Annotated in this window: 26 protein-coding genes and 6 pseudogenes; 14 read left to right on the top strand and 18 right to left on the bottom strand. The window is 68.6% G+C overall.

The window, feature by feature from the left end; all coding sequences use genetic code 11:
* Window positions 1-656 (top strand): transposase (locus ACH47Z_RS44070; RefSeq protein WP_399085275.1); only part of this gene is annotated, 656 nt, incomplete at its 5' end.
* A 111-nt stretch (window positions 657-767) separates the two neighbouring features.
* On the opposite strand, the gene ACH47Z_RS44075 is transcribed toward ACH47Z_RS44070, so the two are convergent.
* Window positions 768-1,115, bottom strand: coding sequence for a hypothetical protein (locus ACH47Z_RS44075; RefSeq protein ID WP_399085278.1), 348 nt, complete (start codon window positions 1,113-1,115; stop codon window positions 768-770).
* The gene (locus ACH47Z_RS44080) at window positions 1,116-1,463 is read right to left on the bottom strand and encodes a hypothetical protein (RefSeq protein WP_399085281.1); all 348 of its coding nucleotides are present in this window, start codon (window positions 1,461-1,463) and stop codon (window positions 1,116-1,118) included. It lies immediately after the preceding gene.
* A 401-nt stretch (window positions 1,464-1,864) separates the two neighbouring features.
* Between ACH47Z_RS44080 and ACH47Z_RS44085 the strand changes: the two are divergent.
* Window positions 1,865-3,084: pseudogene (locus ACH47Z_RS44085) on the top strand (IS30 family transposase); the annotation flags it as partial.
* Window positions 3,085-3,091: 7 nt separating this feature from the next.
* Here ACH47Z_RS44085 and ACH47Z_RS44090 read toward each other — a convergent pair.
* The 6 genes and pseudogenes from ACH47Z_RS44090 to ACH47Z_RS44115 form a co-directional block, all read right to left on the bottom strand.
* Window positions 3,092-3,367: pseudogene (locus ACH47Z_RS44090) on the bottom strand (DDE-type integrase/transposase/recombinase); the annotation flags it as partial.
* A gap of 194 nt (window positions 3,368-3,561) precedes the next feature.
* Window positions 3,562-4,758, bottom strand: a complete 1,197-nt coding sequence (locus ACH47Z_RS44095; RefSeq protein WP_399085284.1) for a hypothetical protein — start codon at window positions 4,756-4,758, stop codon at window positions 3,562-3,564.
* A gap of 628 nt (window positions 4,759-5,386) precedes the next feature.
* On the bottom strand, window positions 5,387-6,085 hold the full coding sequence (locus ACH47Z_RS44100) for a hypothetical protein (RefSeq protein ID WP_399085287.1): 699 nt from the start codon (window positions 6,083-6,085) through the stop codon (window positions 5,387-5,389).
* A pseudogene (locus tag ACH47Z_RS44105) lies at window positions 6,082-6,930 on the bottom strand (TnsA-like heteromeric transposase endonuclease subunit). The gene ACH47Z_RS44100 and the pseudogene ACH47Z_RS44105 overlap by 4 nt, the downstream one beginning before the upstream one ends.
* Window positions 6,902-7,132: pseudogene (locus ACH47Z_RS44110) on the bottom strand (helix-turn-helix domain-containing protein); the annotation flags it as partial. The pseudogenes ACH47Z_RS44110 and ACH47Z_RS44105, both read right to left, overlap by 29 nt.
* A 192-nt stretch (window positions 7,133-7,324) precedes the next feature.
* Complete coding sequence (locus ACH47Z_RS44115; RefSeq protein ID WP_399085290.1) at window positions 7,325-7,639, bottom strand: putative quinol monooxygenase; 315 nt, start codon at window positions 7,637-7,639, stop codon at window positions 7,325-7,327.
* Between the two features lie 117 nt (window positions 7,640-7,756).
* On the opposite strand from ACH47Z_RS44115, the gene ACH47Z_RS44120 reads away from it, so the two are divergent.
* The 3 genes from ACH47Z_RS44120 (at window position 7,757) to ACH47Z_RS44130 (ending at window position 10,379) form a co-directional block, all read left to right on the top strand.
* Window positions 7,757-8,455 (top strand): TetR/AcrR family transcriptional regulator, encoded by a 699-nt coding sequence (locus ACH47Z_RS44120; protein ID WP_399085293.1) that lies wholly within the window; start codon window positions 7,757-7,759, stop codon window positions 8,453-8,455.
* 181 nt (window positions 8,456-8,636) lie between these two features.
* Window positions 8,637-9,743 carry a transposase gene (locus ACH47Z_RS44125; protein ID WP_399085296.1) on the top strand — a complete coding sequence of 369 codons (1,107 nt, stop codon included), beginning with the start codon at window positions 8,637-8,639 and terminating at the stop codon, window positions 9,741-9,743.
* 78 nt (window positions 9,744-9,821) lie between these two features.
* The gene (locus ACH47Z_RS44130; RefSeq protein ID WP_399085299.1) at window positions 9,822-10,379 is read left to right on the top strand and encodes a hypothetical protein; all 558 of its coding nucleotides are present in this window, start codon (window positions 9,822-9,824) and stop codon (window positions 10,377-10,379) included.
* A 214-nt stretch (window positions 10,380-10,593) separates the two neighbouring features.
* Here ACH47Z_RS44130 and ACH47Z_RS44135 read toward each other — a convergent pair whose 3' ends face one another.
* The 5 genes from ACH47Z_RS44135 to ACH47Z_RS44155 form a co-directional block, all read right to left on the bottom strand.
* Complete coding sequence (locus tag ACH47Z_RS44135) at window positions 10,594-11,466, bottom strand: RNA-guided endonuclease InsQ/TnpB family protein (RefSeq protein WP_399085302.1); 873 nt, start codon at window positions 11,464-11,466, stop codon at window positions 10,594-10,596.
* Between the two features lie 268 nt (window positions 11,467-11,734).
* Entirely contained in the window at window positions 11,735-12,199 is a 465-nt protein-coding gene (locus ACH47Z_RS44140; protein ID WP_399085305.1) for a DinB family protein, read from the bottom strand.
* Window positions 12,200-12,605: 406 nt separating this feature from the next.
* On the bottom strand, window positions 12,606-13,265 hold the full coding sequence (locus ACH47Z_RS44145) for a hypothetical protein (RefSeq protein WP_399085308.1): 660 nt from the start codon (window positions 13,263-13,265) through the stop codon (window positions 12,606-12,608).
* 162 nt (window positions 13,266-13,427) lie between these two features.
* The gene (locus tag ACH47Z_RS44150; RefSeq protein WP_399085311.1) at window positions 13,428-14,387 is read right to left on the bottom strand and encodes an IS3 family transposase; all 960 of its coding nucleotides are present in this window, start codon (window positions 14,385-14,387) and stop codon (window positions 13,428-13,430) included.
* A 2-nt stretch (window positions 14,388-14,389) separates the two neighbouring features.
* A complete protein-coding gene (locus ACH47Z_RS44155; protein ID WP_399085314.1) occupies window positions 14,390-14,695 on the bottom strand; it encodes a transposase in 306 nt (101 codons plus the stop codon).
* Between the two features lie 94 nt (window positions 14,696-14,789).
* Between ACH47Z_RS44155 and ACH47Z_RS44160 the strand changes: the two genes are divergently transcribed.
* The 8 genes and pseudogenes from ACH47Z_RS44160 (at window position 14,790) to ACH47Z_RS44195 (ending at window position 18,997) form a co-directional block, all read left to right on the top strand.
* Window positions 14,790-14,951 (top strand): hypothetical protein, encoded by a 162-nt coding sequence (locus tag ACH47Z_RS44160; RefSeq protein WP_399085317.1) that lies wholly within the window; start codon window positions 14,790-14,792, stop codon window positions 14,949-14,951.
* Window positions 14,938-15,804, top strand: coding sequence for an NAD(P)H-binding protein (locus ACH47Z_RS44165; RefSeq protein WP_399085320.1), 867 nt, complete (start codon window positions 14,938-14,940; stop codon window positions 15,802-15,804). Before ACH47Z_RS44160 ends, ACH47Z_RS44165 begins: the two co-directional genes overlap by 14 nt.
* 71 nt (window positions 15,805-15,875) lie before the next feature.
* Window positions 15,876-16,166, top strand: a pseudogene (locus ACH47Z_RS44170) (transposase); the annotation flags it as partial.
* A gap of 54 nt (window positions 16,167-16,220) precedes the next feature.
* Window positions 16,221-16,589 carry a sigma factor gene (locus ACH47Z_RS44175; protein ID WP_399085370.1) on the top strand — a complete coding sequence of 123 codons (369 nt, stop codon included), beginning with the start codon at window positions 16,221-16,223 and terminating at the stop codon, window positions 16,587-16,589.
* A gap of 246 nt (window positions 16,590-16,835) precedes the next feature.
* Complete coding sequence (locus ACH47Z_RS44180; protein ID WP_399085323.1) at window positions 16,836-17,078, top strand: hypothetical protein; 243 nt, start codon at window positions 16,836-16,838, stop codon at window positions 17,076-17,078.
* Window positions 17,079-17,146: 68 nt separating this feature from the next.
* On the top strand, window positions 17,147-17,302 hold the full coding sequence (locus ACH47Z_RS44185; protein WP_399085326.1) for a hypothetical protein: 156 nt from the start codon (window positions 17,147-17,149) through the stop codon (window positions 17,300-17,302).
* Window positions 17,271-18,545, top strand: coding sequence for an NAD(P)/FAD-dependent oxidoreductase (locus ACH47Z_RS44190; protein ID WP_399085329.1), 1,275 nt, complete (start codon window positions 17,271-17,273; stop codon window positions 18,543-18,545). Before ACH47Z_RS44185 ends, ACH47Z_RS44190 begins: the two co-directional genes overlap by 32 nt.
* Window positions 18,546-18,676: 131 nt before the next feature.
* Entirely contained in the window at window positions 18,677-18,997 is a 321-nt protein-coding gene (locus ACH47Z_RS44195; protein WP_399085332.1) for a DUF6191 domain-containing protein, read from the top strand.
* A gap of 231 nt (window positions 18,998-19,228) precedes the next feature.
* On the opposite strand, the gene ACH47Z_RS44200 is transcribed toward ACH47Z_RS44195, so the two are convergent.
* From ACH47Z_RS44200 to ACH47Z_RS44220, 5 genes and pseudogenes are all read right to left on the bottom strand, one after another.
* On the bottom strand, window positions 19,229-19,450 hold the full coding sequence (locus ACH47Z_RS44200; RefSeq protein ID WP_399085335.1) for a helix-turn-helix domain-containing protein: 222 nt from the start codon (window positions 19,448-19,450) through the stop codon (window positions 19,229-19,231).
* 370 nt (window positions 19,451-19,820) lie between these two features.
* Window positions 19,821-20,744, bottom strand: coding sequence for an alpha/beta fold hydrolase (locus ACH47Z_RS44205; protein WP_399085338.1), 924 nt, complete (start codon window positions 20,742-20,744; stop codon window positions 19,821-19,823).
* 73 nt (window positions 20,745-20,817) lie between these two features.
* A complete protein-coding gene (locus ACH47Z_RS44210) occupies window positions 20,818-21,135 on the bottom strand; it encodes a hypothetical protein (protein WP_399085373.1) in 318 nt (105 codons plus the stop codon).
* Complete coding sequence (locus ACH47Z_RS44215) at window positions 21,105-21,497, bottom strand: hypothetical protein (protein ID WP_399085376.1); 393 nt, start codon at window positions 21,495-21,497, stop codon at window positions 21,105-21,107. Before ACH47Z_RS44215 ends, ACH47Z_RS44210 begins: the two co-directional genes overlap by 31 nt.
* A gap of 44 nt (window positions 21,498-21,541) precedes the next feature.
* A pseudogene (locus ACH47Z_RS44220) lies at window positions 21,542-21,973 on the bottom strand (MFS transporter); the annotation flags it as partial.
* A 79-nt stretch (window positions 21,974-22,052) separates the two neighbouring features.
* Here ACH47Z_RS44220 and ACH47Z_RS44225 point away from each other — a divergent pair.
* Complete coding sequence (locus tag ACH47Z_RS44225; protein WP_399085341.1) at window positions 22,053-22,658, top strand: CGNR zinc finger domain-containing protein; 606 nt, start codon at window positions 22,053-22,055, stop codon at window positions 22,656-22,658.
* Window positions 22,659-22,696: the final 38 nt, after the last annotated feature.

Here is a 22,696-nt window from a genome sequence, read left to right on the forward strand (position 1 = left end):
CCATCGCGGACGCCGGATACGGCGACGCCGCCGCGCTCCGGCACGGACTGCAGGCCCGCGGCCTGAACTACGTCGTGGGCATCTCCACCACGCTCTCAGCCCAGCCCGCCGACGCGGTGCCGGTGGCCGAGCCGTACTCCGGGACCGGACGCCCACCGGTGGCGAAGTATCCCGACAAGTCGCGGTCAGTGAAGGAGCTGGTCATCGCGGCGGGACGGAAGGCAGCCCGGCCGGTGCAATGGCGGGAGGGCTCCCGGCCCGGCACCGGCCGCTCGGGCCGCAAGCGGATGTACTCCCGCTTCGTGGCCCTGCGCATCCGGCCTGCCGGACGCGAGGTCCGCCAGGCCACCGACGGCCCGGAACTGCCCGTGTGCTGGCTGCTGGCCGAATGGCCCGCCGAGGAGAACGAGCCGGTGCAGTACTGGCTGTCCGACCTGCCCTCCGGCATGCCGCTGACCACACTGGTCCGCCTCGCCAAACTCCGCTGGCGTATCGAGCACGACTACCGGGAGATGAAACAGGCCCTGGGACTGGCCCACTTCGAGGGCCGGACCTGGAACGGATGGCACCACCACGTCACCCTCGTCTCCGTCGCGCACTCCTTCTGCACCCTGCAACGACTGGCCCGGGCCCCAAAAGACGCGGCGCCGGCCTGAGCCTCTACCAGGTCGTCCGCAAGCTACAGACACTTCTCGCCCTCTGGACCGGCGCCTGCCCCACCTGCCACCGCGACATACCCGCACCAATACAGACCTGACCAAGCCCTACTAGCGGCCGCGGTTCAGCAGAAGGCGGGCTGCCGGGCGGCATGGCCGACCGATGTCGGTGCATCGCTTCTCGAAGTCCGGCGGAAGCCAGCCGCGTCCCAGCAGTCGGGGGTGGGCGGGGAACGCTGTGACGGCGGCCAGGAAGAATAGCAGGGACGCCCAGGGGGTGTGGAGCTGGACTGTCGTCTGTCGTCCGTTGTGGATGTTGCGGAAGCTGGTCTGGAAGACCTCGGGTGCGACGAGGTCGATCGTGTCCAGGCCGCTCCAGGCGAGGTCGAGCGGGCACTTTGGGTGTCCGAAGTAGACCTTGCGTGTGGTGACGGTGATTTCGCCGGACCCGTCCACCACTCAGCGTGGTTGCGCGTCGTTTGCGGCGGCACGGCGGCGAGCGGAGTTTCCCAGGGCCGAGCCGGCCATGCTGCCGAGTACGAATGCGGGACTGCCGAAGGCAACGACGCTTCGGTGCATGTAACTGCCGTCTCCGAGGGCCCGCCAGGTCAAACGCGTTGCGGGGCCGACCGCGAGTACGCGGTCCCCGGACTCGAGGCGCGCGACGGTGGCGACCAGCGGACGCTGCTCCAGCCGCCCTTCTGCCACGTCGGCGATGATGTCGCACGAGACCCACAAGTACTCGTCGAGCCAGGACCATCCCGGTCGCCGCTCGACGCCGGAGGCAGGGGCGTAAGGGCTGTCCACTATCTCTCCTCTCTTCCCTGCTGAGGTGCCATCAAATGACGCTCGGACTATGCCCACTTTACTGAGACGCCTGTGCACTCACGCGGGTGTCGGCCTGCGGCGGTTGGGGGGGAGAGACCAGGTGAACCGGTGCCGCGCCCCAGGAGCTTGCCCAGGTGGCGCGCGTTGCGTGAGACTCCGACTTCACCCGTGCGGGAGGTACCAGACACCGCCTCCTCGGGCGTACTCTCGCGGTTGGCCTCCACGGCTTCGCGCGCCGGCCGGTGGCACGTGGCTCCACTTGCTCGGTGACAAGCGGTGTCGTTGGCCAGTGAATCTGCTCAGTGATGTGCGTGCTGACCTGGGGTTTCGCAGATTGACTGGTTGGGATCGCGATCAGTGTTGGTCAGTCAATCTGCGCGTTGGGGCCGCGGTGGTTCCGTGAGGGTGGCGGGATGCCGCTGATCAGCCTGGAGCCGCTCTCGGGCCGCTACTTGTCGTTCGCCGAGCGTGAGGAGATAGCCCTGCTGCGAGCACAGGAGCACGGGGTACGTGACATAGCCCGCCGTCTGGGGCGGTCCCCGTCGACGATCTCCCGGGAACTGCGGCGCCACGCAGGGACGCGCAGCGGCCGCTTGGACTACCGCGCCTCGGTCGCGCAGTGGCACGCGGACCGGCAGGCGCGTCGGCCCGAGCCGTGCAAGCTCGCCACGAACGACCAGCTGCGGGAGTATGTGCAGGACTGGCTCGCCGGAACGGTCACCGCCCCGGACGGCAGCGAGATCGCGGGGCCCGACGTGCGTTGGATCGGGCGGCGCCACGGGCGCCGTCAGGACCGCCGCTGGGCGACGGCCTGGGGTTCGGAGCAGGTCGCGCGCCGGCTCCTGATCGACTTCCCAGAGGACGAGACGATGCGGATCTCGCACGAGGCCATCTACCAGGCGCTCTACGTCCAAGGCCGCGGCGCGCTGAAGCGAGAGTTGACGGCTTGCCTGCGCACCGGCCGTGCGTTGCGGGTGCCGCGGGCCAGGACCCGAGGGTGTGGGAAGAAGTTCGTCACCACCGAAGTGATGATCAGCCAGCGTCCGGCCGAGGCTGAGGACCGGGCCGTGCCCGGACACGGGGGGCGATCTCATCATTGGCCTGGACAGTTCCGCGATCGGCACGCTGGTCGAGCGCGCCAGCCGCTATACGATGCTGCTGCACCTGCCCCCGATGCAGGGCCACGGCGGGCCGAGGGGCAAGAACGGCCCGGCGCTCGCCGGGCACGGTGCCGAAGCCGTCCGCGATGCCATCGCCACCACGATCACGACCCTGCCCGAGCAGCTACGCAGGTCGCTTACCTGGGACCAGGGCGCGCAGATGGCCCAGCATGCCCAACTGCGCATCGACACCGGCCTCCAGGTCTTTCGCCGACCCTCACAGTCCCTGGCAGCGAGGCACCAACGAGAACACAAACGTCCTGCTCCGCCAGTACTTTCCGAGGGGAACCAACCTGAGTCGACACAGCAGAGGCGATCTCGGCGCGGTCGCTGCCGCCCTAAACGGCCGCCCCCGCAAGACGCTCGGATGGAGAACCCCCGCCGAAGTCCTCGACGAGCACCTATGCTCCCTGACAAGCAGTGTTGCGACGACTCCTTGAACTCGGGCTGGCTGCCGGCATCGGAGTGGTGGATCAGCTGCCCAGGGGTATGCGGGCGGCCCTCGCGGTCGCGCTGCCACAGGGCCATCTCCAGTGCACCCAGGACGAGTTGGGTCTCTTTGGAAGTGGAGACCGACCAGCCGACGATGCGCCGGGAGAAGGTGTCCACGACGAAGGCGACGTAGACGACCCCGCTCCAGGCGGCGACATGCGTGAAGTCGGCGGCCCAACAGCGGTTGGGGGCACTGGCGACGAACTCGCGGTCGAGAAGGTCCGGGGCCCGCCCGGCGGACGGATCGTTCGAGCCAGCCCCGTCCGCGCCTGGCCGACACCGTCACAGCACACGTGCTGAAGGCCCCCCTCCTTGGAAGCGTCGGCCTTGGTGAGGAAGACGATGGTGGTAGAAGATCCCGCCATGCAGGCATGCCGACGCCCCCGGCCGGGAGGGGCTGGGGGCGTCGGGGTACGGAGTTGTGGTCAGCAGGGACAGGGGTGGCCGCCGACTAGGCGGTTCACTGCTTCCCATGGAGTGAAGAAGATCGTGTTGCCTTCGTTGCCACCGGAGATGATGCCGCGGGCGACCATCGGGCTTCCGGAGATGATCGGCCCCCCGGAGTCGCCATGCTGCGACATCCGGGATCCGTCGTTGGACTGGCCGATGCACATGTCGTATGCCACGGTGCCGTCGCTGTACTGGACCTTGTTTCCGCAGGACTGGATCACGCCGTGACAGTTCTCCTGGGTGAAGGAACCGTCCGAGCAGAAGCCGTTGCCGGCCTGGTTGTACGCGTACCCGCTCTGCTGCCAGTAGGTGGAACCGTTGACGTAGATGTCCCACGCGTACTGAGCGCCCTGGTCTCCGGTGATGAGTGCCGCGTCGGTGTAGCCCCCGTTGAAGGTCTGCCAGCCGGTGACTCCGAAGTGGCCGTTGAGGGATGAGCTGTAGTGGAAGGCACCGTCGTAGTAGCCCTGTTTCCAGCCGTAGCCCTTCGGGGCGCAGTGCCCAGCGTAGAGCATCTGGGTCGGGGCGTAGTACGGGTCGGAGTAGGCGATGCCGGCGGTGCACTGGATGACGTTGTTGCCGTCGATCCTGACGATGCGGTCGCCGCCGTACCAGGGGTTGAAGTCAAGCAGGCGGTTGGCCGGCGAGACATCCTGCGGGGACGCCTTGGCCGCCGCCTGCGCAGCCTTGGGGCTGGCGTAGTGGTCGACCTTCATCTCGGTGGTGACCTTGCCCGTGGCCTGGAGTTCGACGAGATCGCCGTACTTGGCCTTCACTCTGGCCCGCAAGTCCGCGGTGACGGTTGGGACGCCGATCAGAGTCTTGTTGGTGCGCGGGTCGGTCCCGGCGACGGTCCACCGGACGCCGTCGATGGTGCGGCTGGCCGCAATGACATTCGCTGCCGACTCCAGGGTTCTCTGTGAGTACTTCACCGGCACGTACTTGACCGCGTAGCTCGTCGTTGCGGTAAGTCGGCTGTCAGACCCTGGTGCCACCGCGGGGCTGGTGTGATGCTGGGCCGCCAGCGCGGTGCGTGCTTTTGCGACGGCGTTGCCGGAAGCGGTGTACACGTCGATGGTGTGGTGTGCCTCGTCGACGTACAGCCCGGCGAAGTCGGTCTTGTCCTCGCTGACCGAGGTGCCAAGCCGACCGAGGTTCATGGTGCCGTTCACGGCCAGCACGTCAGCTAGGGGTGCTGCTGAGACCCCGCTTGGCATGAGGGTCGTGGTGATGGCAACTGCGGCCAGGGCTATGGCCCCTAACGCGCGTGTCGTTCGCATGGAGGAACCCCCGTCTGCGATCAAATCCCGACACAATTGTGTCGGGCGGGGAGATCCTGTCGCGAACCTGTCAGATTCGTCAACGAGTCGTCCGCCATCCTTTATTGATTCAAAACGGTAGGTGATCCGCGGATCACGGTGCGCCGCATCCTGGTCTGCAGCGCTGGTAACGCTCTCGCGCAGGCCAAAGCCGCAACAAGCGCCTTTCCAAGGCCCGTGAAGACCTGGACAAGCTGGCGCGGCTGGCCGACAGCCGCTACTACCCCACCCGCGACAGAGTCTGCGCGAAGATCGGGGTGATCGCCGCGCCGCGCAGCGCCGATTGCCTACGCACCCACATCGCCGACGGCCCCGACGGGAAACCGGCCCTCACCTGACACTTCGACCAGAACGTACTCGACGCAAGCCAAGGCCGACGGCTGGTACGCCCTGATCAACAACCAGGATCCCGCGAAAACCGACACCGCCGCGGTCTTCCTGGCCTACAAGGGCCAACCAGTCGAGCGCCGCTACAGCGAGCTCAAAAGCCCCTGGCCGTGGCGCTGGTCTTCCTCCACGACAACAAGCGCACGCTGTCGCCGTGCCGGTCGCAAAGGACCTGCGCGACCAGCGGCATCAGCCCCTTGACGGTGCCCTTGGAACGACCCCTCTGACGGCGCAAAGCCTCTTCCACCGCAATGACGAGGCGTTCGTCGGCCCGTCCGGTCGGCCCGGGGCCGCGGGTGGTGCGGTGGGCGACCAGCCCCCACAAACCCTGCTTGCGGTAGGCCAGGCGCATACGCTGCACCGCCGTGCGCGAGACCCGGCCGAAGCCGAGCGCGGTCAGCTCCTCAGCCTTGGCCTGCTCCCGCTCGGCCAGCGTGCGCGTTGCGGGGTCGTACTGCTCCCGCACCGCCCCACAACTGCCAGGCCCGCCGGGCAGCCCGCACTCGACTTCCCACACATGCCGCTGCCAGGCCAGCGCCTTCTCCCGCGCGGCGGCGGGTGCGGTCTCGAACAGCCCCCACCGCGGCGCCGCCTGCGGCTGATCCACTTCTCCTTGCGCTCCCAGAACGGCGAAGCCGGGATCGGCGAAGAGATGCCCGGCGAGCACCGCCTCATCGCTCCCGTCCTCGCCGGCCAGATGGACGCGGCTGCCGGCCAGAGCCACGACCTGCCACCGCACCCCACGGAAGCTGACATAGGCCCCGAGGGCCACCACCGGCCGCCCGCCGCTCACACCGCCTCCCCGCCCTGGGCGCCGGCCCCGCCACGGGCCGTGTCCGACGCCGCAGCAGGGTCATCGTCAAGGGAGCCGAGAGCGACGATGACCCGCTCGTTGAGCGGCACGTCCAACGAGACCGTCAACCTCCCATGCCACAGCGCGTGGAAGACGGCGGGAAGGACTTCGATCGGGTCACCGGCCCCTTCAGCTCCTTCGATCAGCGGCCGCGGCCGGGTGAAGGCTTCGAGGAGGGCGGGCAACAGGCCAGGACGGCCGGCGTTGCGGGGATGGCGGTAGCCGGCCAGCCACTTCAGGTTGGCGGCGAGTACGTCATCCAACGGTGCGAGCCGCTGGTAGGTCCAGCCGATGTCCGTGCACGCCTCGGCCACCGCTTCCGCGGCTTTCAGGGCGCGTTAGCCTCCGGCTTCGGGGCGGCTGGGGCAGTCGGCCAGCAGGGCGGTGCCGTCGGTGTAGCGGGCGAAGAGCTGTGGCACCCACGAACGTACCTGCCCGCGCGGGTTGCGCCACAGCATCCGCACCGGCCGCCCCGCCAGGCCGACCACGCGCGGATCGCGGTCCAGGAGGATCAGCTGGGTACGCATCGCGTTCGATCCGGCACAAACACGCCGCCCGGTCATCGCGGACCACCACAAGCCCGGCCCCCACCGCCGCCCGGGAACCACCGGGAACGCGGACACGGGCGGCAGGTCCTCGAAAGCCACCGCCAGGGCCGAGTCCGCCCACCACTGCTGGACCACCTGTCCGACCGGGTCGAGGAAGACCGCCCCGAACCTGCTGCCGCGATCCGCGGCTACCGGCCTTGCCCGACCCGCGGGCCCGGCTGTACCGGCGTCGATCACGTGGGCTGAAGCGTGGGCGGCTGGAGCGATCCGTCATTCCAGCTGGTCCCTGCTCGCGGTAGCGGTCAGCCCACCGTTTCGCAGTGGTGGGCGAGACTTGGAAGCGTTCAGCCGCGCGGCGGAGTGGCCATTGATCGTCGACCGCGCACTGCGTCAAGTGCAGGCGGCCGGTTTCGGTCAGGGGTGCGTTGCGGTGGACCATGCCGGTCCTTCTCGCTCAGGGATGACGACGGCCGGGTGTGCGAGTGATGTCTCGTACACCCGGCCGCTAGGTGGCGCAGGATCTGGTCCCCGACCGGCGGGGCGGCGTGAAGTCCGGAGCAATCCGCCGGTGCTGGTGTGAGAGGGGCGAGGCACCCGCCGAAGAGCTGGTTCGGCGGGCACCTCGCCGCCCTCAGGCCGGGTCGGCGGGCAGAGCCGAGTACGGGTGGACTTCGATCCGTATGGGCGGCTCGGCGAGGAGGCCGATGATCTCGTCGCGCAGCTCGTCGGCGAGAGGGCTGTTCTCGTAGGCGTCCTTGGCCTCGTGGCTGCGGAACACCTCCATGTTCCACAGCACGTCGGGGTCGGCGTCCTCGCGGGCGATGATGAACCGGTCGGAGGACCCTGACTTCTCCATCCCTTCGGTGGCCAGCGCGAACAGCTTGTCGCCGTGCTCCGGCTTGGCGCGCATCTTGATGATGTACGAGGGCTGGTCCTGCAGTGCCATGTCTGTCTCCCCCTGTGTCGCGGCGGCGGGGCGTCTGGCGCGTACCACCCCTCCATCGCTGGAATACCGTTCCAGAACAAGAGTGGAACACCATTCCAATCGTGTCAAAATGGAGGCGTGACACCATCGACGCGCAAGAAGCCCGAGCGACGCACCAACCCCCTCTCCCGCGAGCGGATCGTCGATGCCGCCATCGACCTGCTGGACACGGCAGGCGAAAGCGGATTGACCTTCCGAGCACTGAGCGAACGCCTGGCCACTGGCCCCGGCGCGATCTACTGGCACGTGGCCGGCAAGAGCGAACTCCTGGCCGCGGCCACAGCCCGCGTCGTCAGCATCGCCCTGGCCACAGGGAAGGCCGGGCAGCCGGGAGCGATACACGACGTCGCCCTCGGCCTCTTCGACGCGATCGAGAAACACCCCTGGCTCGCTCCTCAGATCACCGCCCAGCTCTCCCACAACCCCACCGGCCCAGTGACGACCCGCATCTTCGAGGACATCGGCCGCCAGGTGTCCGCGCTGGACGCACCAGCGAGTAGTTGGTTCACCGCAACAACCGCTCTGATGCACTACATCCTCGGCGCCGCCGGCCAGAACGCCGCGAACCTCGCGCGCGCCCACAGCCTCGGACCGAAAGCCGATCGCAGCGCCTACATGGACACAGTGGCGGGCGCATGGAAACAGCTCAGCCCCGAGGACTACCCCTTCACCCGAGCCGTCGCCGACCACGGACTCGACCACGACGACCGCGCGCAGTTCCTGGCCGGCATCGACCTCATCATCGCGGGCATCACGGCCCACCCGCCCGCCGCCTAGCAGCCGCGTGAAGGCCGAACCCGCATGATGCGGATTCCGTCCGACGTCGGGAGATTTCCGGTGTCCGCGCCATAACCACTATTCGTCGCGCGTGCGACATCGCAACCGTCTCAGCCCCCCTCACCACCCAACTCCACGAATACCAAGGGGCGCCAACCAGAGTGCCTCGTCACCAACCTCTGTGGGCAGAACACCTAGCCGGGACGCCGAGCTGCTGGCCGCCTGGTTGCGCGGCCATCCAGAAGTCGAGGTGATCTGCCGTGACCGGGCCGGCGCCTACGCCGAAGGAGCCCGGAGCGGGGCTCCCCAGCCCCAGCAGGTGGCGGACGCCTGGCACCTACTGCGCAACCTCGCCGAAGCTGTGGAGAAGACGGTCGCCGCCCATCACGCGTGTATCCGCAAGGCATTCACGACGACCCCGGCCGTCACGGAGCCCGCCACACCCAGGGGGACGGCGGAGTCACCTCCGGAAGGGGTGCCGTTCCTCCCGCCGGACGGCACCCGGGACGTCCTCGGGCGCCCGAGGCGGCTGGTGGCCCGCACCACCGAGCGGTACACAACGGTGCAGCAACTGCTCTCCGAGGGTGAATCTCTGGCCGCGATCGGCCGGCAGCTGCGGCTGGCCCACTCGACCGTACGGCGCTTCGCCCGCGCCCAGAGTCTCGATGAACTGCTGGTCAAGGCCACCAATCGGGCATCAATCCTGGACGAACACAAGCCCTACAGCAACGCTGGCGCGAGGGCTGCCACGACATCCCGCAGCTACATCGCGAAGTGCGCGCACGCGGCTTCACCGGAGACACACAGTGCGTCCGCCGCTACTTCCGCCCCTTCGACACGCCGCACAGTCCCAAGCCGAAGAACCCGCCCGCCCCCGCTCCCGAGCCGCGACCAGCCCCGAAACCCCGGGCGTGTCGTCCGCTGGATCATGGCCAATCCCGAACACCTCACCGAGACCGACGCGGCCGAACTCAAAGAGACCGGGCCGCCTGCCCCCCTCGATGCCACCGCGCGCCACGTCCGTGACTTCGCCGACAGGATGCGCGATCTGCGGGGTGAGGACCTTCCCAGCTGGATGGACCGCGTCCTCGCAGACGATCTGCCCGCCCTGCATTCCCTGGTCAACGGCGTGAAGAGGGATCTGGACGCGGTCACCGCGGCGCTCTCGACCCCATGGAGCTCGGGTCAGGTCGAAGGCCAGGTCACCAGCATCAAGCTCCTCAAACGCATGGGCTATGGCCGCGCGAGCCTCGACCTCCTCCGGCGACGCATTCTTCTCGGCCCGTGAGATCGCCGACTTCGGCAGTCCGCTCAGGCAGGGACGCCGGCCGTGGTCTCGGCTTGAGCGGTCGAGTACCGTGCAATCGTGGCGGTGGACAAGTACAGCGCGGCTGACATCCAGATCGTGGAGTTCGACGATCACGTGCGGACACACCCTCAGATGTACTTCCAGGTCGGCCGGAACGGCCCGGACTTCGCTACGCGGGTACTGGGCAACGTCCTGGGACACGCGCTCCACCCGGCCGCCAGGCTCGCTGCAGCGCACACCCTTCAGATCGACGCTGAGATCACCGGCGACTTTGCTTTCGCTGTGCACGAGGACAGAGCCGACGCCCTGGACGAGCAGGGCAACCCAGAACTCGGGTACTTCGGGTCACTCCTTCGATCCGAGCGCTGGGGCAGCGCAGCCGCCGGTGCGGTGAGCTCGCGTGTTGTTGTCGAGGTCTGGCGGAATGGCCATGCCTTCCGGCAGGAACTCGTCGGCCTAAGGCCACTCTCCGAGCCCCGGAAAATCGATCCACCAGCGGGAAGAGGCACACGCATAGCTTTCGAACTGGACGCGTCTACATGGAGCACAGCCACACGCTCACACTGGACTTCACAGAGCTGGACCTGCACGGTCGGAACTGCAACGAACCCGTAGGACCCGGACGAGTGACCGTCACGGACATAAGAGACCCCGGCAAACCCGTCATCGCCCACCATCCATAAAAGATCAATGGCCCGATAAGCACCTGCGGTCATCCATGAGGAACCCCGCTATGGCCCAAGGCAATCGTCACAAGATCCCCGACAGAGCCGAATTGTTTGACCGTCGACAATGACCGGCTCTTCACCGTTATCGACGGCGGCGACAATCAGGAGGCTGGCTGATGCCCGCCTGGGGCTTTGCACCGGAAGACCGCTTGGCTCTGACGGTTTCCTTCGGTGACGAAGCCGCAGATGGAGCACCGCTGCGACGTGTACGCGGGGTTGACCTTCACCACGCGCGTGCTCGTGTACCGGGCGGCGTTGGTAAGGGCGAGTTCCAGGCGGTGCCATCCCTTGTCCAGGATGGCCCGGTTGAGCCTGGCCTTCTGACGGACGTTCCGGCCGGGCTCGGCCACGGTGCCGGACGCGCTGGCGGACATGTTCTTGGCCCGCAGGTCTTCGAGGATCACCAGGGCGTTCTTCGTGACGATCCGGGCGGCGGTCTGTGCGCAGAAGTCCCCACGCCGGTCCGACACCCGGGACATGATCCGGCCCATGGCCGTGATCGTCTTGTGTCGGTTCGCACTGCCGCGCTTCGACCGGGCGAGGCGCTGTTGCAGACGCCGGTACCGGACGGTCTCGCCGGCCGTGATGAACGCCTGGTCGTGGAAGTTGCCGTCGGATGTGGTCGCCGCGACGACGACACCCCGGTCGATGCCCACGGCGGTACCGGGCATGGCGTGCTGTTCGGGAGGGGCGGCCTGGTCGTCCACGAGGAACGACACAAACCACCGGCCGCCCTTGCGGGACACGGTCGCGGAACGGATCTCACCACCGAGGGGGTGGGACCAGCGGGAGCGGACCCAGCCCAGCTTCGGCAGCTTGACCCGGCCCCACCTGCGCCCCAGCCGCTCCGCGCTGATCTGCTCGGCGTCGGGGAACCGGAACGACGGCGACCAACGTGCCTTCGACCGCCACCGCACCTTGAACGTGCCATGATCCCGGCAGGCCCGGTCCAGGTCCTTGAGCGTCTGCTGCAATGCGTGCGACGGTGGCGCCCCGGGGAGTGCCGCCGTGCGTGCCGGTCAGCGGTCCCGCGCGCTGCGCTTGCTTGCTCACGAGCTGGGGGCCGCTGCGCCATCTCGGCGGCGCGCTTGGCCGCGGCGGCCACGTCCGCGCGGGGCGTCGGCGGCGGGTTGCGGCAGCCGGTCTCAGTACGCTTCGCGCTGGCCGGCGCCTTGCCCCCGGCGCGCCGCACCCGCGAGGCCGTCGACCGCCCTCGTCAAAGGACCGGCCCCCGGCCGTCCACTACTGTTCGGCGATTTTGTCGATGCGCTCGCGGAGGAGGTCGGCGTGGCCGTTGTGCCGCGCGTACTCCTCGATCATGTGGGTGAGGATGTAGCGGAGAGAGAAGACGTCGTCTCGGTACCGCCCGGTGACGTCGGGGGACTGGGCGGCATCCACGATGTCGCGGGATCGGGCGCACTCCTCGTGCCAGATCGCGAACGCCTCGGACGGGTCTGCGGTGTCGACGTCGAAAGCGCCGCCGTCGCTTCGGGGCCAGTGCACATCGCTGTGCTCGCCGTTCAACACGTTCCGGAACCAGGTCCGCTCGACGTCAGCCATGTGCCGGACGAGGCCGAGCAGCGACAAGCCCGAGGGCCGCACGGCCTTTTCCCTGAGCTGCTCGGTTGTGAGCCCCGCACATGCCATGGCCAGCGTGTCACGCTGACGCTGCAGGAAGCCGGTCAGCGTGGCGTGCTCATCGGCCACCCGCGGAGGTTCGGTTCTCTCCCGGTTGTCCATCGGACCATCATGACAGCGAGGGGCGCACGGCAGTCGGATCTCTGCGGCTGACCTGCGCCGCCGCCGACCGGCTGCCGCTCGGCGGTTCGGCTCGAGCCTTCGGAGTGTGGAGGCTGGCCTTGGCATGCGTCCGGTGGTGGCTCCGCCCCCCGCCCCGCCGTCGGCCGACGCCGTGGTGCACGCCCCCGGGGGGCGGCTCCCCCTTTTGCGCCCGGGAGACGCGGCACGGGGTCGTGGCGCGCCGCACCCCCGCCCATGCGATCCCGCCGGTGCAGTGGCTGATGGAGATGGAGGCTGGCCGGGGCCTGGTGGTGATCGGTGCTGGGAGATCGTTCGTCAGCGGCACGGAGCTCATCCGCGCCGCCCCGCAGTGTTACGTGTAGGGGCCGGTCAGCATGGCTGCGGGCAAGCGGCCCTGTACCGCGTCCGCCCGGGGGATGCGGATACCCAGGATGTCGCCGACGGCCTGCCACACCACGCCGTGCAGACCACCCTCCTGCGCGTCGAGAAGGTTATGCCATTGTGGGACGTTGTACCCCTTCGGGCAGGTTGCCCCGGCGGCTTTCAGACCTTCGCCCAGGGTGGCCAGCTTGCTGCCTTCCACTGCATGCGGGTGGTCCGTCAGATTGTCGCCGAAGTTGTTCAGGTACACGTTTCCGTCGCCGGGCGCGTAGACGAGATAGCTCGGGTTGACCGCTACGTTCGCGTTCAGGCAGATCAGCTCCTCCCCGGCAGCGGGGCGCATCTTGTCCTCGTCCTCGAAGAGCCATTCGCACCAGGTGCACGAGCCTCGGTCTTCCAGAACGTATGCCCACTCCCCGGACGTGCCGTACATGCAGGGTGCGTCCCGGGTCGGGTGGAAGTCCCGGTACGGCACACCGCTCGATATCTCCTCTTCATCCGCGCCCAGCCTGAGCAGCAGATCCCGGACAGGGACCCCGCGCATCGCGGTCATGGAGATCCCGCCGAGCATCCCGTCAGCCGCCGGTTTATCGAATGTGTGCTGCCCAATCCACTTCAAGCCTTCCGTCACTGCCCTGCACCTCCTCGGTGTCGTTGGGTGCCGATCGTCATGATGCCCCGGCTTTCGGCCCGAGGCCGGGGCATCATGACGATCGCTGGTCACTGAGTCTGGTGTGGGGAGTTGAGGACTCGCTGCCGGTCAGGGCCTTGATCGCTTCGTGGTGATCGCCTGTCACCGAGAGACTTCTGCGCGGGTGAGGACGAGCAGGCTCCGCAGCAGTGCGGTGGCGTGACGAGCGTTCAGCCGGAGCCTGGTGAGCACGCACCAATTCTTGAGGTCGGCGAAGCCATGCCCGTTCGCCGCGCGTTCACGGGCGGCGAGCTTGTTCGCCTCCTTCTGTGCGAGGGTGAGGCGGCGTCCGCGGGCGGCACGGTAGCCGGTGATGGCCACCGGGTTGTCCAGGTCGTCGTCCAGTCCGAGGAAGCTGAGGTCGGGCTGTGAACGACTTCGCTGGCCCCGGCGCACAGACGTTTGGGCCCCACTTGGCGACGCGCGCGCCGGGCGGCGATGCGCCTCGCGCGCCAGGCGATCCACCCAGGCAGCCAGTTCACCGCCGTCGAGAGCGTGGTCGTGGTCGAGATGGCAGCCCGCCGCCGTCAGAGCGACCAGCAGCAGCCCCGGCAGGAGCACCGCTGTGACCCAGCGGTGGCCAGGTCGATCACCGTGGCGAGCAACCACCAGCCGGTCAAACGTGGGCAGGTAGGTGATGTCGGAGACCAGTTTCGTGCCGGGCTCGGTGGCGGTGAAGTCACGTCCGACGAGATCCGGTGACGGGGCCGCTTTGCGGTCCGCCCGGGTCAGGCCGCGGCGCCGGCGGCGGGTGATCCCGCTGATGCCGCACTCGCGCATGAGCCGTTCGACACGCTTGTGATTGACCTGGTGCCCGTTCCTCCGTAGCACGGCGGTGATCCTCGGGGCTCCGTAAGCCCGCCGCGACACGTCGTGGATGTGCCGGATCTCGGCGACCAGCTCCGCCACCTGGCGGGCCCGTTCCTCAGCCGCCGGACGGTCGGCGAGGTAGGCGTAATAACCCGAACGAGACATGCCCAGCACCCTGCACATCAGGGCGACACTGTGAACACCGGGGTTCGTCTCGGTGGCCTTCTCCGCATCGATGAACGCGTAGCGCACGGCTACTTCGTCGACTCCCTGGCGAAGAAGGCCGCGGCTTTTTCCAGGACCTCGATCGTCTGCTGCTGTTCCCGGTTCTCCCGCCGCAGACGACGCAGTTCTTCCTTCTCATCGCTGGTCAGAGCACCCGCGGTCCCCTGGCCCCGATCCGCCCTGTCCTGGTTCACCCAGTTCCGCAGGCCCTCCGGGCTCACCCCGATCTCCCGGGCGACCTCGGTGACCGTCTTCCCTGACGAGTGGACCAGCGCGACCGCGTCCCGCTTGAACTCGGCCGTGTACCGCTTGCTCGTGTTGCTCTTCTTGCTCACTACCTGGAACTGCTTCCTCCGGGACCGACCGCCCCAGTATCAGGCTGTCCAGCCCCAAGGGGGAACTTCATCCTGCAACGGTAGATCATCTTGCGTGACGCGAGCGCAACTCACGGACGAGGAGTGGGAGTTCATCGGGTCGTACCTGCCGATCGGCAGGTACGACCCGTACCTCGAGCGACTGCGGCAGCAGTTCGACCGCGTCATGGAGCATCTCGGGGCCGTCTCGGAATACCTTGGCTATGGCCGAGGCTGACCTGATCATGGGTGAGATTCTTGTGATTGGCGCGACCGGTAATGTCGGCCGACAAGTTGTTGTCCAACTCGTGGCCACTGGTACCGCCGTGCGTGCATTGGCGCGTGAGCCCGAGCTGGCCGAGCTACCTGAGGGAGTCAAGGTCGTGGGCGGGGACCTGACCCAGCCGGACACGCTGGAGGGGGCACTGGCCGGGAGCGACACGGTGTTCTTGATCTGGCCGTTCCTTACGACCAAGGGCGCCCCTGCCGTACTGGAGGCGATTACGGGGCATGCCCGCCGCATCGTCTATCTCTCATCGTCGGGTGTGAACGAAGACGCCGAACGTCAGACCGACCCGATCAACCAGCTCCACGCCGACATGGAGCGGCTGATCGAAAGATCCGGCGTGGAGTGGACTTTCCTGCGGTCGAACACCATCGCCTCCAACGCGCGAGGGTGGGCCGAGCAGATCCGCGCCACGCACGTCGTTCGCGGTCCCGACATCGCCGCCACGGCGGTGATCCACGAACGCGACGTCGCGGCCGTGGCGGTACATGCGCTGACCGATGACGGGCATGCGGGTATGAAACACGTCCTGACCGGCCCGCAGGTACTCAGCAGAGCCGAGCAGGTACACACGATCGGGGAAGCGATCGGCCACCCGACGCGCTTCGAGAAGGTCCCGGTGGAGGTCGCACGTCAGCGGATGCTCGCCGACGGCAGGCCACCCGCTCTCGTCGAGGCCCTGTTGGCCAGCGCTGATACTCGACCCGAATCGAACCTGATCACATCCACGGTGGAAGAGATCACCGGAGCGCCGGCGCGCACGTTCCGCTCATGGGCGGAACAGCACGCGGACAGTTTCCGCTAGGTCGGATATCGAGTCGCGATCGATCTGCGGGATTCGCTCGCGTCGGGTCCTGGATCGGTAGATCATCTTGCGTGACGCGAGCGCAACTGACGGACGTGGAGTGGGAGTTCATCGGGTCGTACCTGCCGATCGGCAGGTACGACCCGTACCCCGAGCGACTGCGGCAGCAGTTCGAGGGCGTGATCTGGCGGTTCAAGACCAGCGGGCAGTGGCGGGAGATGCCGCAGGAGTTCGGTGCCTGGTCGACCGTTCACAACGGCTTCCGGCAGTGGCATGACGGCGGCGTCTTCGAGGCCCTGCTGGAGGGCCTGATCGCAGAAGCTGCGAAGCGGGGTGAAGTCGACCTGTCCCTGGTCAGCGTCGGCGGTCGAGCACTGATCCGAGAGGGCAGGAGGCTGAGGGTGGAGCTGACCGGCATGTTGGCGGAGATCGACTGGGAATCGCATCGCCCCGCGGTCTTCGGGGCGGCCTACCGGATCCTGGGCACCGTGGCCGAGGCCGAGGACGTGGCGCAGGAAGTCTGGCTGCGTGCAGCCGCCGCCGACCTGTCGAAGGTGCGGGATCTGCGGGCCTGGCTGGCGGCCTTGGCCGCCCGGACGTCGTACAACGTGCTGAACGGCTCGCGTCCGGCGCGAGTCCTATGTCGGGCCCTGGCTGCCCGAACCGCTGCTGACCGGGCCGGATGTCGCCGTCCAGGTGCTGGTGGACGAGTCGGTGAGCACCGCGATGCTGGTGGTCATGGAGACGCTCACTCCCGCCGAGCGTGTCGCGCTCGTGCTGCATGACGTCTTCGACTTCCCGTACGACCGGATCGCGGGGGGTCCTCGGTGGTACGCCTGCGGCCGCCCGCAAGCTTGCGTCCCGCGCGCGGGCGCGGGTCGCCGACGTTCAGGAGCCGCCCCGGGCGTCCAGAGCCGAGACCGAACGCGTCCTCAAGGCGTTCAAGGCAGCTGCCGACGCGGGCAACATGGCCGAGCTCGTCGAGCTGTTGCACCCACGCGGTTGTCTATATCGCCGATGGCGGCGACAAGGTGACCGCGGCGCGCAAGCCGGTCCGGGGCGCTGAGACGATCGCCCTGCTGGCGGTCAGGCAGACCGAGATCAGACGCCCCGACGCGTTCCAGTTCATCGAGGTGAACGGGCGGCCGGCCCTGGCGACCTACCGTGGCGACACGCTGGTCTGGCTCGACACGGTCGAGATCGCCGACGGGCGGATCACGGTGGTCAGGAGACTGGTCAATCCCGAGAAGCTGGCCCACGTCGGTCACATCTGAACCCGCTGTCTTGTCTCCCTGCCGAACCTCCTGATCCCCCGGGGGGAAGCTGAGAGAGGACAACGACGATGGCACGCGTGGTGATCACCGGGGGCGGTTTCGCGCGCGTGTGGAGCGCGGCGGGAGCGGCGCAGGCGCGCGGTGATGCCGGCCTGAGCATCACGCTCATCGCGCCGAACGAGCACCTGGTGCATGCGGCCGCGCCTGTACGAGCCCGAGCCTGACCTGGCCAAGGTCGAGCTCAGCAGGATCCTGGAACCGATCGGCGTCGAGCACCTGCGGGACCGCGTGCACACGATCGACACCGACCGCCGCGTGGTGGTGGCCGACGGCCAGGAGATCGGCTACGACCGCCTGGTGCTGGCGGCGGGCAGCGAACTTGTCCGGCCCCGGGGCCTGCCCGGCGCTGAACGGCTCTCCGACATCGACACCCTGGACGGGGCCCTGCAGCTCACCGACCACTTGCGTGGCCGCCAGGACTACTCCGTTGTGGTCGTCGGCGCCGGGTTCGTCGGCCTGGAGGCCGCGACCGAACTGGCCGCCCGGGGCCGGGTGCTGCTGGTGGACCAGTCGCAGTTCGTCGGCGACCAACTCGGCCCGGGCCCACGCCAGGAGATCGAGACGGCACTGGACGAGCTGGGCATCGAGCGCCGCCTTGGGACGACCGTGACGCAGGTCGGCGACGGTTACGCCGTCCTGTCCGACGGCACCAAGATCGAGGCGGACGCAGCGGTCTGGTCCGTGGGAATCAGGGCCAGCGAGCTCACCCGGCAGATCTGCGACGGTCTCGACCACCTCGGCCGGGTGCCGGTGGACCAGCGGCTGCGCGCCCTGCCCGACGTGTTCGTCGCCGGGGACACCGCCGCGGCGGCGTTCGACGCCGAGCACACCGTCATGCAGGCATGCCAGCACGCCACCCCGCTCGGCAAGGTCGCCGGCTACAACGCGGCGGCCGACCTGCTCGACCTGCCGCTGCGCGAATTCACCCCCGGCCCGTACGTCACCTGCCTGGCGCGGGACGCCACCGGTGCCCTCCTCACCCGGGGCTGGGACCGTAAGGTCATGGCATCGGGCGCCGACGGCGCGGACATCAAGCGGCGGATCAACCGGGCGATCCACCCGCCGGTCGACGACGCCCAGAAGATCCTCGCCGCCGCCGACCGCGTCTACATCGAACTTCCCTTCGTCCTCGCGACGAGGAGAGCGCCACGCCCGTCGCATGAATCCCCCAGGACGCGGCGGCCCGCCGGACCGTCGCGTCCCCGACTCCCCTCATCGAGCCTGATCGCCGTCAGGCTCGATCAAGGTCATGTTCGAATAGGTATGTGTGCCGGCGCTGTCGGAGGCGGATCAGCCCGGCCACGACTCGCCCCGCAAAGCGGCGAAGAGCGCATCGATCCAGCTCGCTATAGGGATCATTGGCGTGTGCATCGCCCTGACGATCACCGCCATGGTGAGCGTCGCTGAGCGGCTCTAACCTCGCAATTGTCGATGAGGACTGACAACGCCCGGTGCAACGCGGCCGCGAGGAGTGGAGCGGTCGTACGTGCTTCCGAGGATGGCGTGTGAGTGTGTGCCTTGCCCTGGATACTGGGGGCATGGGATTCGCCGTCTTCATGACACTGCCTGGGCTGGTCATTGTGCTGACCGCCCTGGCCTTCGCTGATCAGCTGCTTCTGCGCGCAGGGCGAGCCGGGCTACTGCCCTGGCGGAACAGCGCCAGACAGGGACAGATCTCGGCGACCGGCTTCGAGCAGCTTCATGCGAGCTTCTCGCCGGGCAAGCAGAGCGAGCTGAAGGAGCGCCAGTCAGCGCTCATTCTGAGGGACGACGAGGAAGATGGAGCACCGCCGAACCGGACCATGGTGGATCTGGAGGGCGGAACGGCGGTCGTCCGTATGCCTCCATCTGGTCGGTAGGGCGAGCGCCGGCCCCGGCCGAAGGCGCTCAGCCTACGGTGGCACCCTGTGTTCGGACGGCCCGGGTGATGGTCCTTTGTGGCGCCCGGCCGCAGGTCAGCGCGGGTCTGGCCGGGGAATCAGGCCGAGCAACTCTGAGGCGGAGCCGATCACGGGTGGCGAATTCAAGGTTCTGTCAGCGAGTGGGGTCCGGCTGCACCATTCCTGCGGCGACGGCGGCGCACCCAGCTCTCAGCTTGGGCCGTGAGACGGGCCCGGCGGACCGCAGCCCCTCGGTGCCGGCTCGTGCCAGGCTCGGCGCCGGCGCTGCATCGAGCGCACACTCACCCGTAAGTCCTTGGCGACCTCGGCGTTGGAGGCACCCGCAGCGAATCGCTCCGCGGCCTCGAGCCGGATCCGCTCGCGAAACGCCTGCCGTTCAGGCGTCAGCCCACCACCCTGCGGATACCTCACACAACTGGCATACCGCGAGGATTACACATCGTCAGCCCTCAACGACATCACGCCGCAAAGGTCAGTAGCGCTGCGGTGGTTCGGCGGGACACAGGGGGTCCCAGGAGCTGCGGCTGTGCTGCTGAGCGCGGTCAGACGTCGTGGGTCACGCGTCGCGGAGCCCTTACTCAGTTGGCCGTTGGGCGCAGTGCCGCTTCGGCTTGGCGGATGCGCCATTCCTCCACGGTGTCCCGCTGTCGTCGGGCTCGCTCCAGCAGCTGGTACTCGGTGCCCCGGCGACGTTCGCGCTGTCAGGGCGCCGGCACCTGCGGGCGCCGGGCCCCGTCGTCGAAGCCGATGCCCGGTACCAGCCGCCTTCCCGGGTCGGGGATCAGTGGAGGAGGAAGGGGAGGAGGTGATCGAGGAGGGCGTCAGGGCGCTCTTCGGGAACGTAGTGCCCGCAGTCGGGTAGGACGATGCTGTCGAGCCGCTCAGCCACAGGGCCGAGGAGGTCGCCGAGGCGTTCGCCTTGTCCGCGGGCTCCGGCGGCGCTGAGGACCGGCATGGTGAGCGGATGCTGCTTGCGCCGGTTGTTCTGAGCGATGTTGTCGTCGGTGGCCCGGTAGTAGTCGAAGCTGGCGCGCAGCGCTTCGGGGTCGCGGGCGAGCGTTTCGACGTAGAAGTCGACCGCGGATTCCGGCAGAGGGCGCGCGGCCTTGTGGCGGAACTGGTCGGCGTAGTAGATGTGCTCGCGGCCACGGACGAGTTCTTCGTTGAGGGACCGCTTGCGGTTGAAGGCGAAGTGCCACAACAGGTCGTTCTGTGCCTCGGGGCCGAAGAAGGGGATGTCGGGCGCGAGTCCGGGGATGGTGGCGTCGAGCAGCGCGAGGCGTTCGACCGCGTCGCCGTGGTCCGCGGCGAGGGCGTAGCCGATCCACATGCCGACGTCATGTCCGACCAGTGAGAAGCGTTCGTGGCCGAGCGTCCGCACAAGGGCGACGAGTTCGGCCGCCACGGTGCCGGTGTCGTATCCCCCGTGGGGCTTGTCGGACCGTCCGACGCCGCGCGGGTCGACCGCGATGACGCGGAAGTGTTCCGCCAGACGCGGCATGACGAAGCGCCACACGTACCAGTTCTGCGGCCAGCCGCCGACGAGGAGGACGGGCCGTCCGGCGCCGCCCTGCACGGTGTGCAGTTCGACGTCGCCGACGCGGACGAGGCTGCTGTCGAAGACGTCCGTGAAGCCGTCGGGGAGCGAGGGGACGCCGCTCACGGTGCCGAAGCCGGTGAGGGGGCGGATGGTCGTCGTGGTCATGAGTTCTGATCTCCTTGCGTATGTGTCGGTCGGGACGTGGGTGAGGTGGCGTCGGTGGGGGCGGGAGCACGATTCACGCTGCTGACTGGTGGCGGCCCGCACGATCCGCGCGGCCGAGGAGGGCGATCGCGGTGAGGAGTACCGCTAGGAAGCCGGAGAACCACAGCGTCGCTGTCGTCGGGGTGGTCAGTTGCGCGGCGACGCCGAGTCCGAGGGAGGTGACGACGAGGCCTGTGTAGGCGGCGAGGAAGAAGGTCGTGAGGGCCTCCGCGCGGACAGTTGCGGGCGCGGTCCCCGAGACCAGCGCGACCGCGGCCTTGAAGAGCGTGCCGGCGCCGATCCCGGCGAGGATGCCTCCTGCTATGAAGAGAGTGGGGTCCGGCTGCACCATTCCTGCGGCGACGGCGGCGCACCCAGCTGCTTCCGCCGCGACGCCGGTACCGCGGCGGACCGCGGGCCGCAGGGCGCGGAGAGGCTCTGCCCCAGCACTGCGGCGGCGAAGACGGCGAAGACCACGGCGCCCGCGACGGCCGGCGAGTTCTGGTGCAGGGTGGTCGCGACGAATCCGGGCGCCAGAGAAGTGAAGAGTCCGAAGATCGCCAGGGCCGCGCAGACACACGCGACCGCCAGGCAGAAGAGCGCGGCACCGCCGTGCGGACGCACTCGCTGTATGCGGTACGGCACCGGGCGGGCGGAACGGTCCACCGTCTCTGGCAGGGCCATGACCGCGGCGGTCCCGGCAACGAGGAGCATCGCGAAGACGGCGTACGGACCGGGGCAGGGGCGTAAGCCGCCAGCAGCCCGGCGACGAGCGGTCCCACGCCGAGGCCGCCAACGTTTGCGGCCGTCGATACGGCCTCGAAGCGGCCCTGTCCGGATCCGGGCCGCGCCCGTATGCGCAGGTCATGGAGGTAGGCGGTGGCGGTCGGGGTGGCCATGCCCACGCCCAGTCCGGTGACGAACCGGGCGAGGAGAAGGCCGGGCGGAGCCGGCCACACGAGGAAGAGGGCGGCTGCCGCAGCCAGTTCGGACTGCAGCGCCGCGACCAGGATCGGGCGACGGCCGCTGCGATCGGAGAGGTGGCCGGCGGACACGAGGCCGGCCGCGACCCCTACCGCGTACACCGCGAACACCACCGTCATGGTGAACGCACCGAAGCCCTCGCGCTCCTCGTACAGCGGATACAGCGGCGTCGGCACGGTCGAGAAGGCCTCCTTTAACTGGTTCATGCGAACCAGTTAAAATGGTTCACTCGGGCGATGTCAAACAATGGCCTCCCGGTACCGGAACGGCCTACACTGAACCACCATGACCGGTTCACTAGCTGTCCGAAGCAGTCCGGAGAGATTCCGGCTCGGCAACGAGATCCTCGCGTTCCGCTTCGTCGCCACGCTCGGGGAACGGCGCGGCGACCCGGTAGAACGGATCGCCGCCCCGGAACGACTGCGAGCCTGGCTGACCACCAACGGACTCGGCGATGCGGACATGCCGGTATCCGACGCCCTCCTGCGGGACGCCCACGAGCTGCGCGAGGCCATCCACCGGGCTGGCACCGCCGTCGCCTCCGGTTGCGTGCCGGATCCGGTGGACGAGGAGCTGCTCAACCGCTGGACCGCACGTCACCGGGCGCAGCTCGTCCTCACCGGTGGGCAGGCGCAGTGGCATCTCCCGGACACCGACTCGGCGCGCGCCGCGCTTGCCATCGTCGCCCTGGATGCCGTCGCGACCCTCGGCGGCCACCGCGACGGTGTGATCAAGCGGTGCGAGCAGCGCACCTGCGGAGGACTCTTCGTGGACACCAGCCGCGGCGGGCGACGGCGGTGGTGCTCCATGGCGACCTGCGGAAACAAGGTGAAAAAGGCCAACCTCAAGGCAGCCCGGGACGGTGTCGAGGCCAGGATCACGGCCGGGTGACCTGGCGGCAGCACGCCGTCGCCACGAGAAAGCCATCC

This window comes from Streptomyces sp. NPDC020192, assembly GCF_044388685.1.
Taxonomy (GTDB): domain Bacteria; phylum Actinomycetota; class Actinomycetes; order Streptomycetales; family Streptomycetaceae; genus Streptomyces.

Bases quoted from the DNA above. Each gene is read 5' to 3' on its own strand.
- ACH47Z_RS44115 (WP_399085290.1), bottom strand. From the start codon at position 7,639: ATGGCACTGCAGGACCAGCCCTCGTACATCATCAAGATGCGCGCCAAG.
- ACH47Z_RS44165 (WP_399085320.1), top strand. From the start codon at position 14,938: ATGGCCGAGGCTGACCTGATCATGGGTGAGATTCTTGTGATTGGCGCG.
- ACH47Z_RS44175 (WP_399085370.1), top strand. From the start codon at position 16,221: ATGTTGGCGGAGATCGACTGGGAATCGCATCGCCCCGCGGTCTTCGGG.
- ACH47Z_RS44185 (WP_399085326.1), top strand. From the start codon at position 17,147: ATGGCACGCGTGGTGATCACCGGGGGCGGTTTCGCGCGCGTGTGGAGC.
- ACH47Z_RS44190 (WP_399085329.1), top strand. From the start codon at position 17,271: ATGCGGCCGCGCCTGTACGAGCCCGAGCCTGACCTGGCCAAGGTCGAG.
- ACH47Z_RS44195 (WP_399085332.1), top strand. From the start codon at position 18,677: ATGGGATTCGCCGTCTTCATGACACTGCCTGGGCTGGTCATTGTGCTG.
- ACH47Z_RS44205 (WP_399085338.1), bottom strand. From the start codon at position 20,744: ATGACCACGACGACCATCCGCCCCCTCACCGGCTTCGGCACCGTGAGC.
- ACH47Z_RS44210 (WP_399085373.1), bottom strand. From the start codon at position 21,135: ATGGTGCAGCCGGACCCCACTCTCTTCATAGCAGGAGGCATCCTCGCC.
- ACH47Z_RS44215 (WP_399085376.1), bottom strand. From the start codon at position 21,497: ATGCTCCTCGTTGCCGGGACCGCCGCGGTCATGGCCCTGCCAGAGACG.
- ACH47Z_RS44225 (WP_399085341.1), top strand. From the start codon at position 22,053: ATGACCGGTTCACTAGCTGTCCGAAGCAGTCCGGAGAGATTCCGGCTC.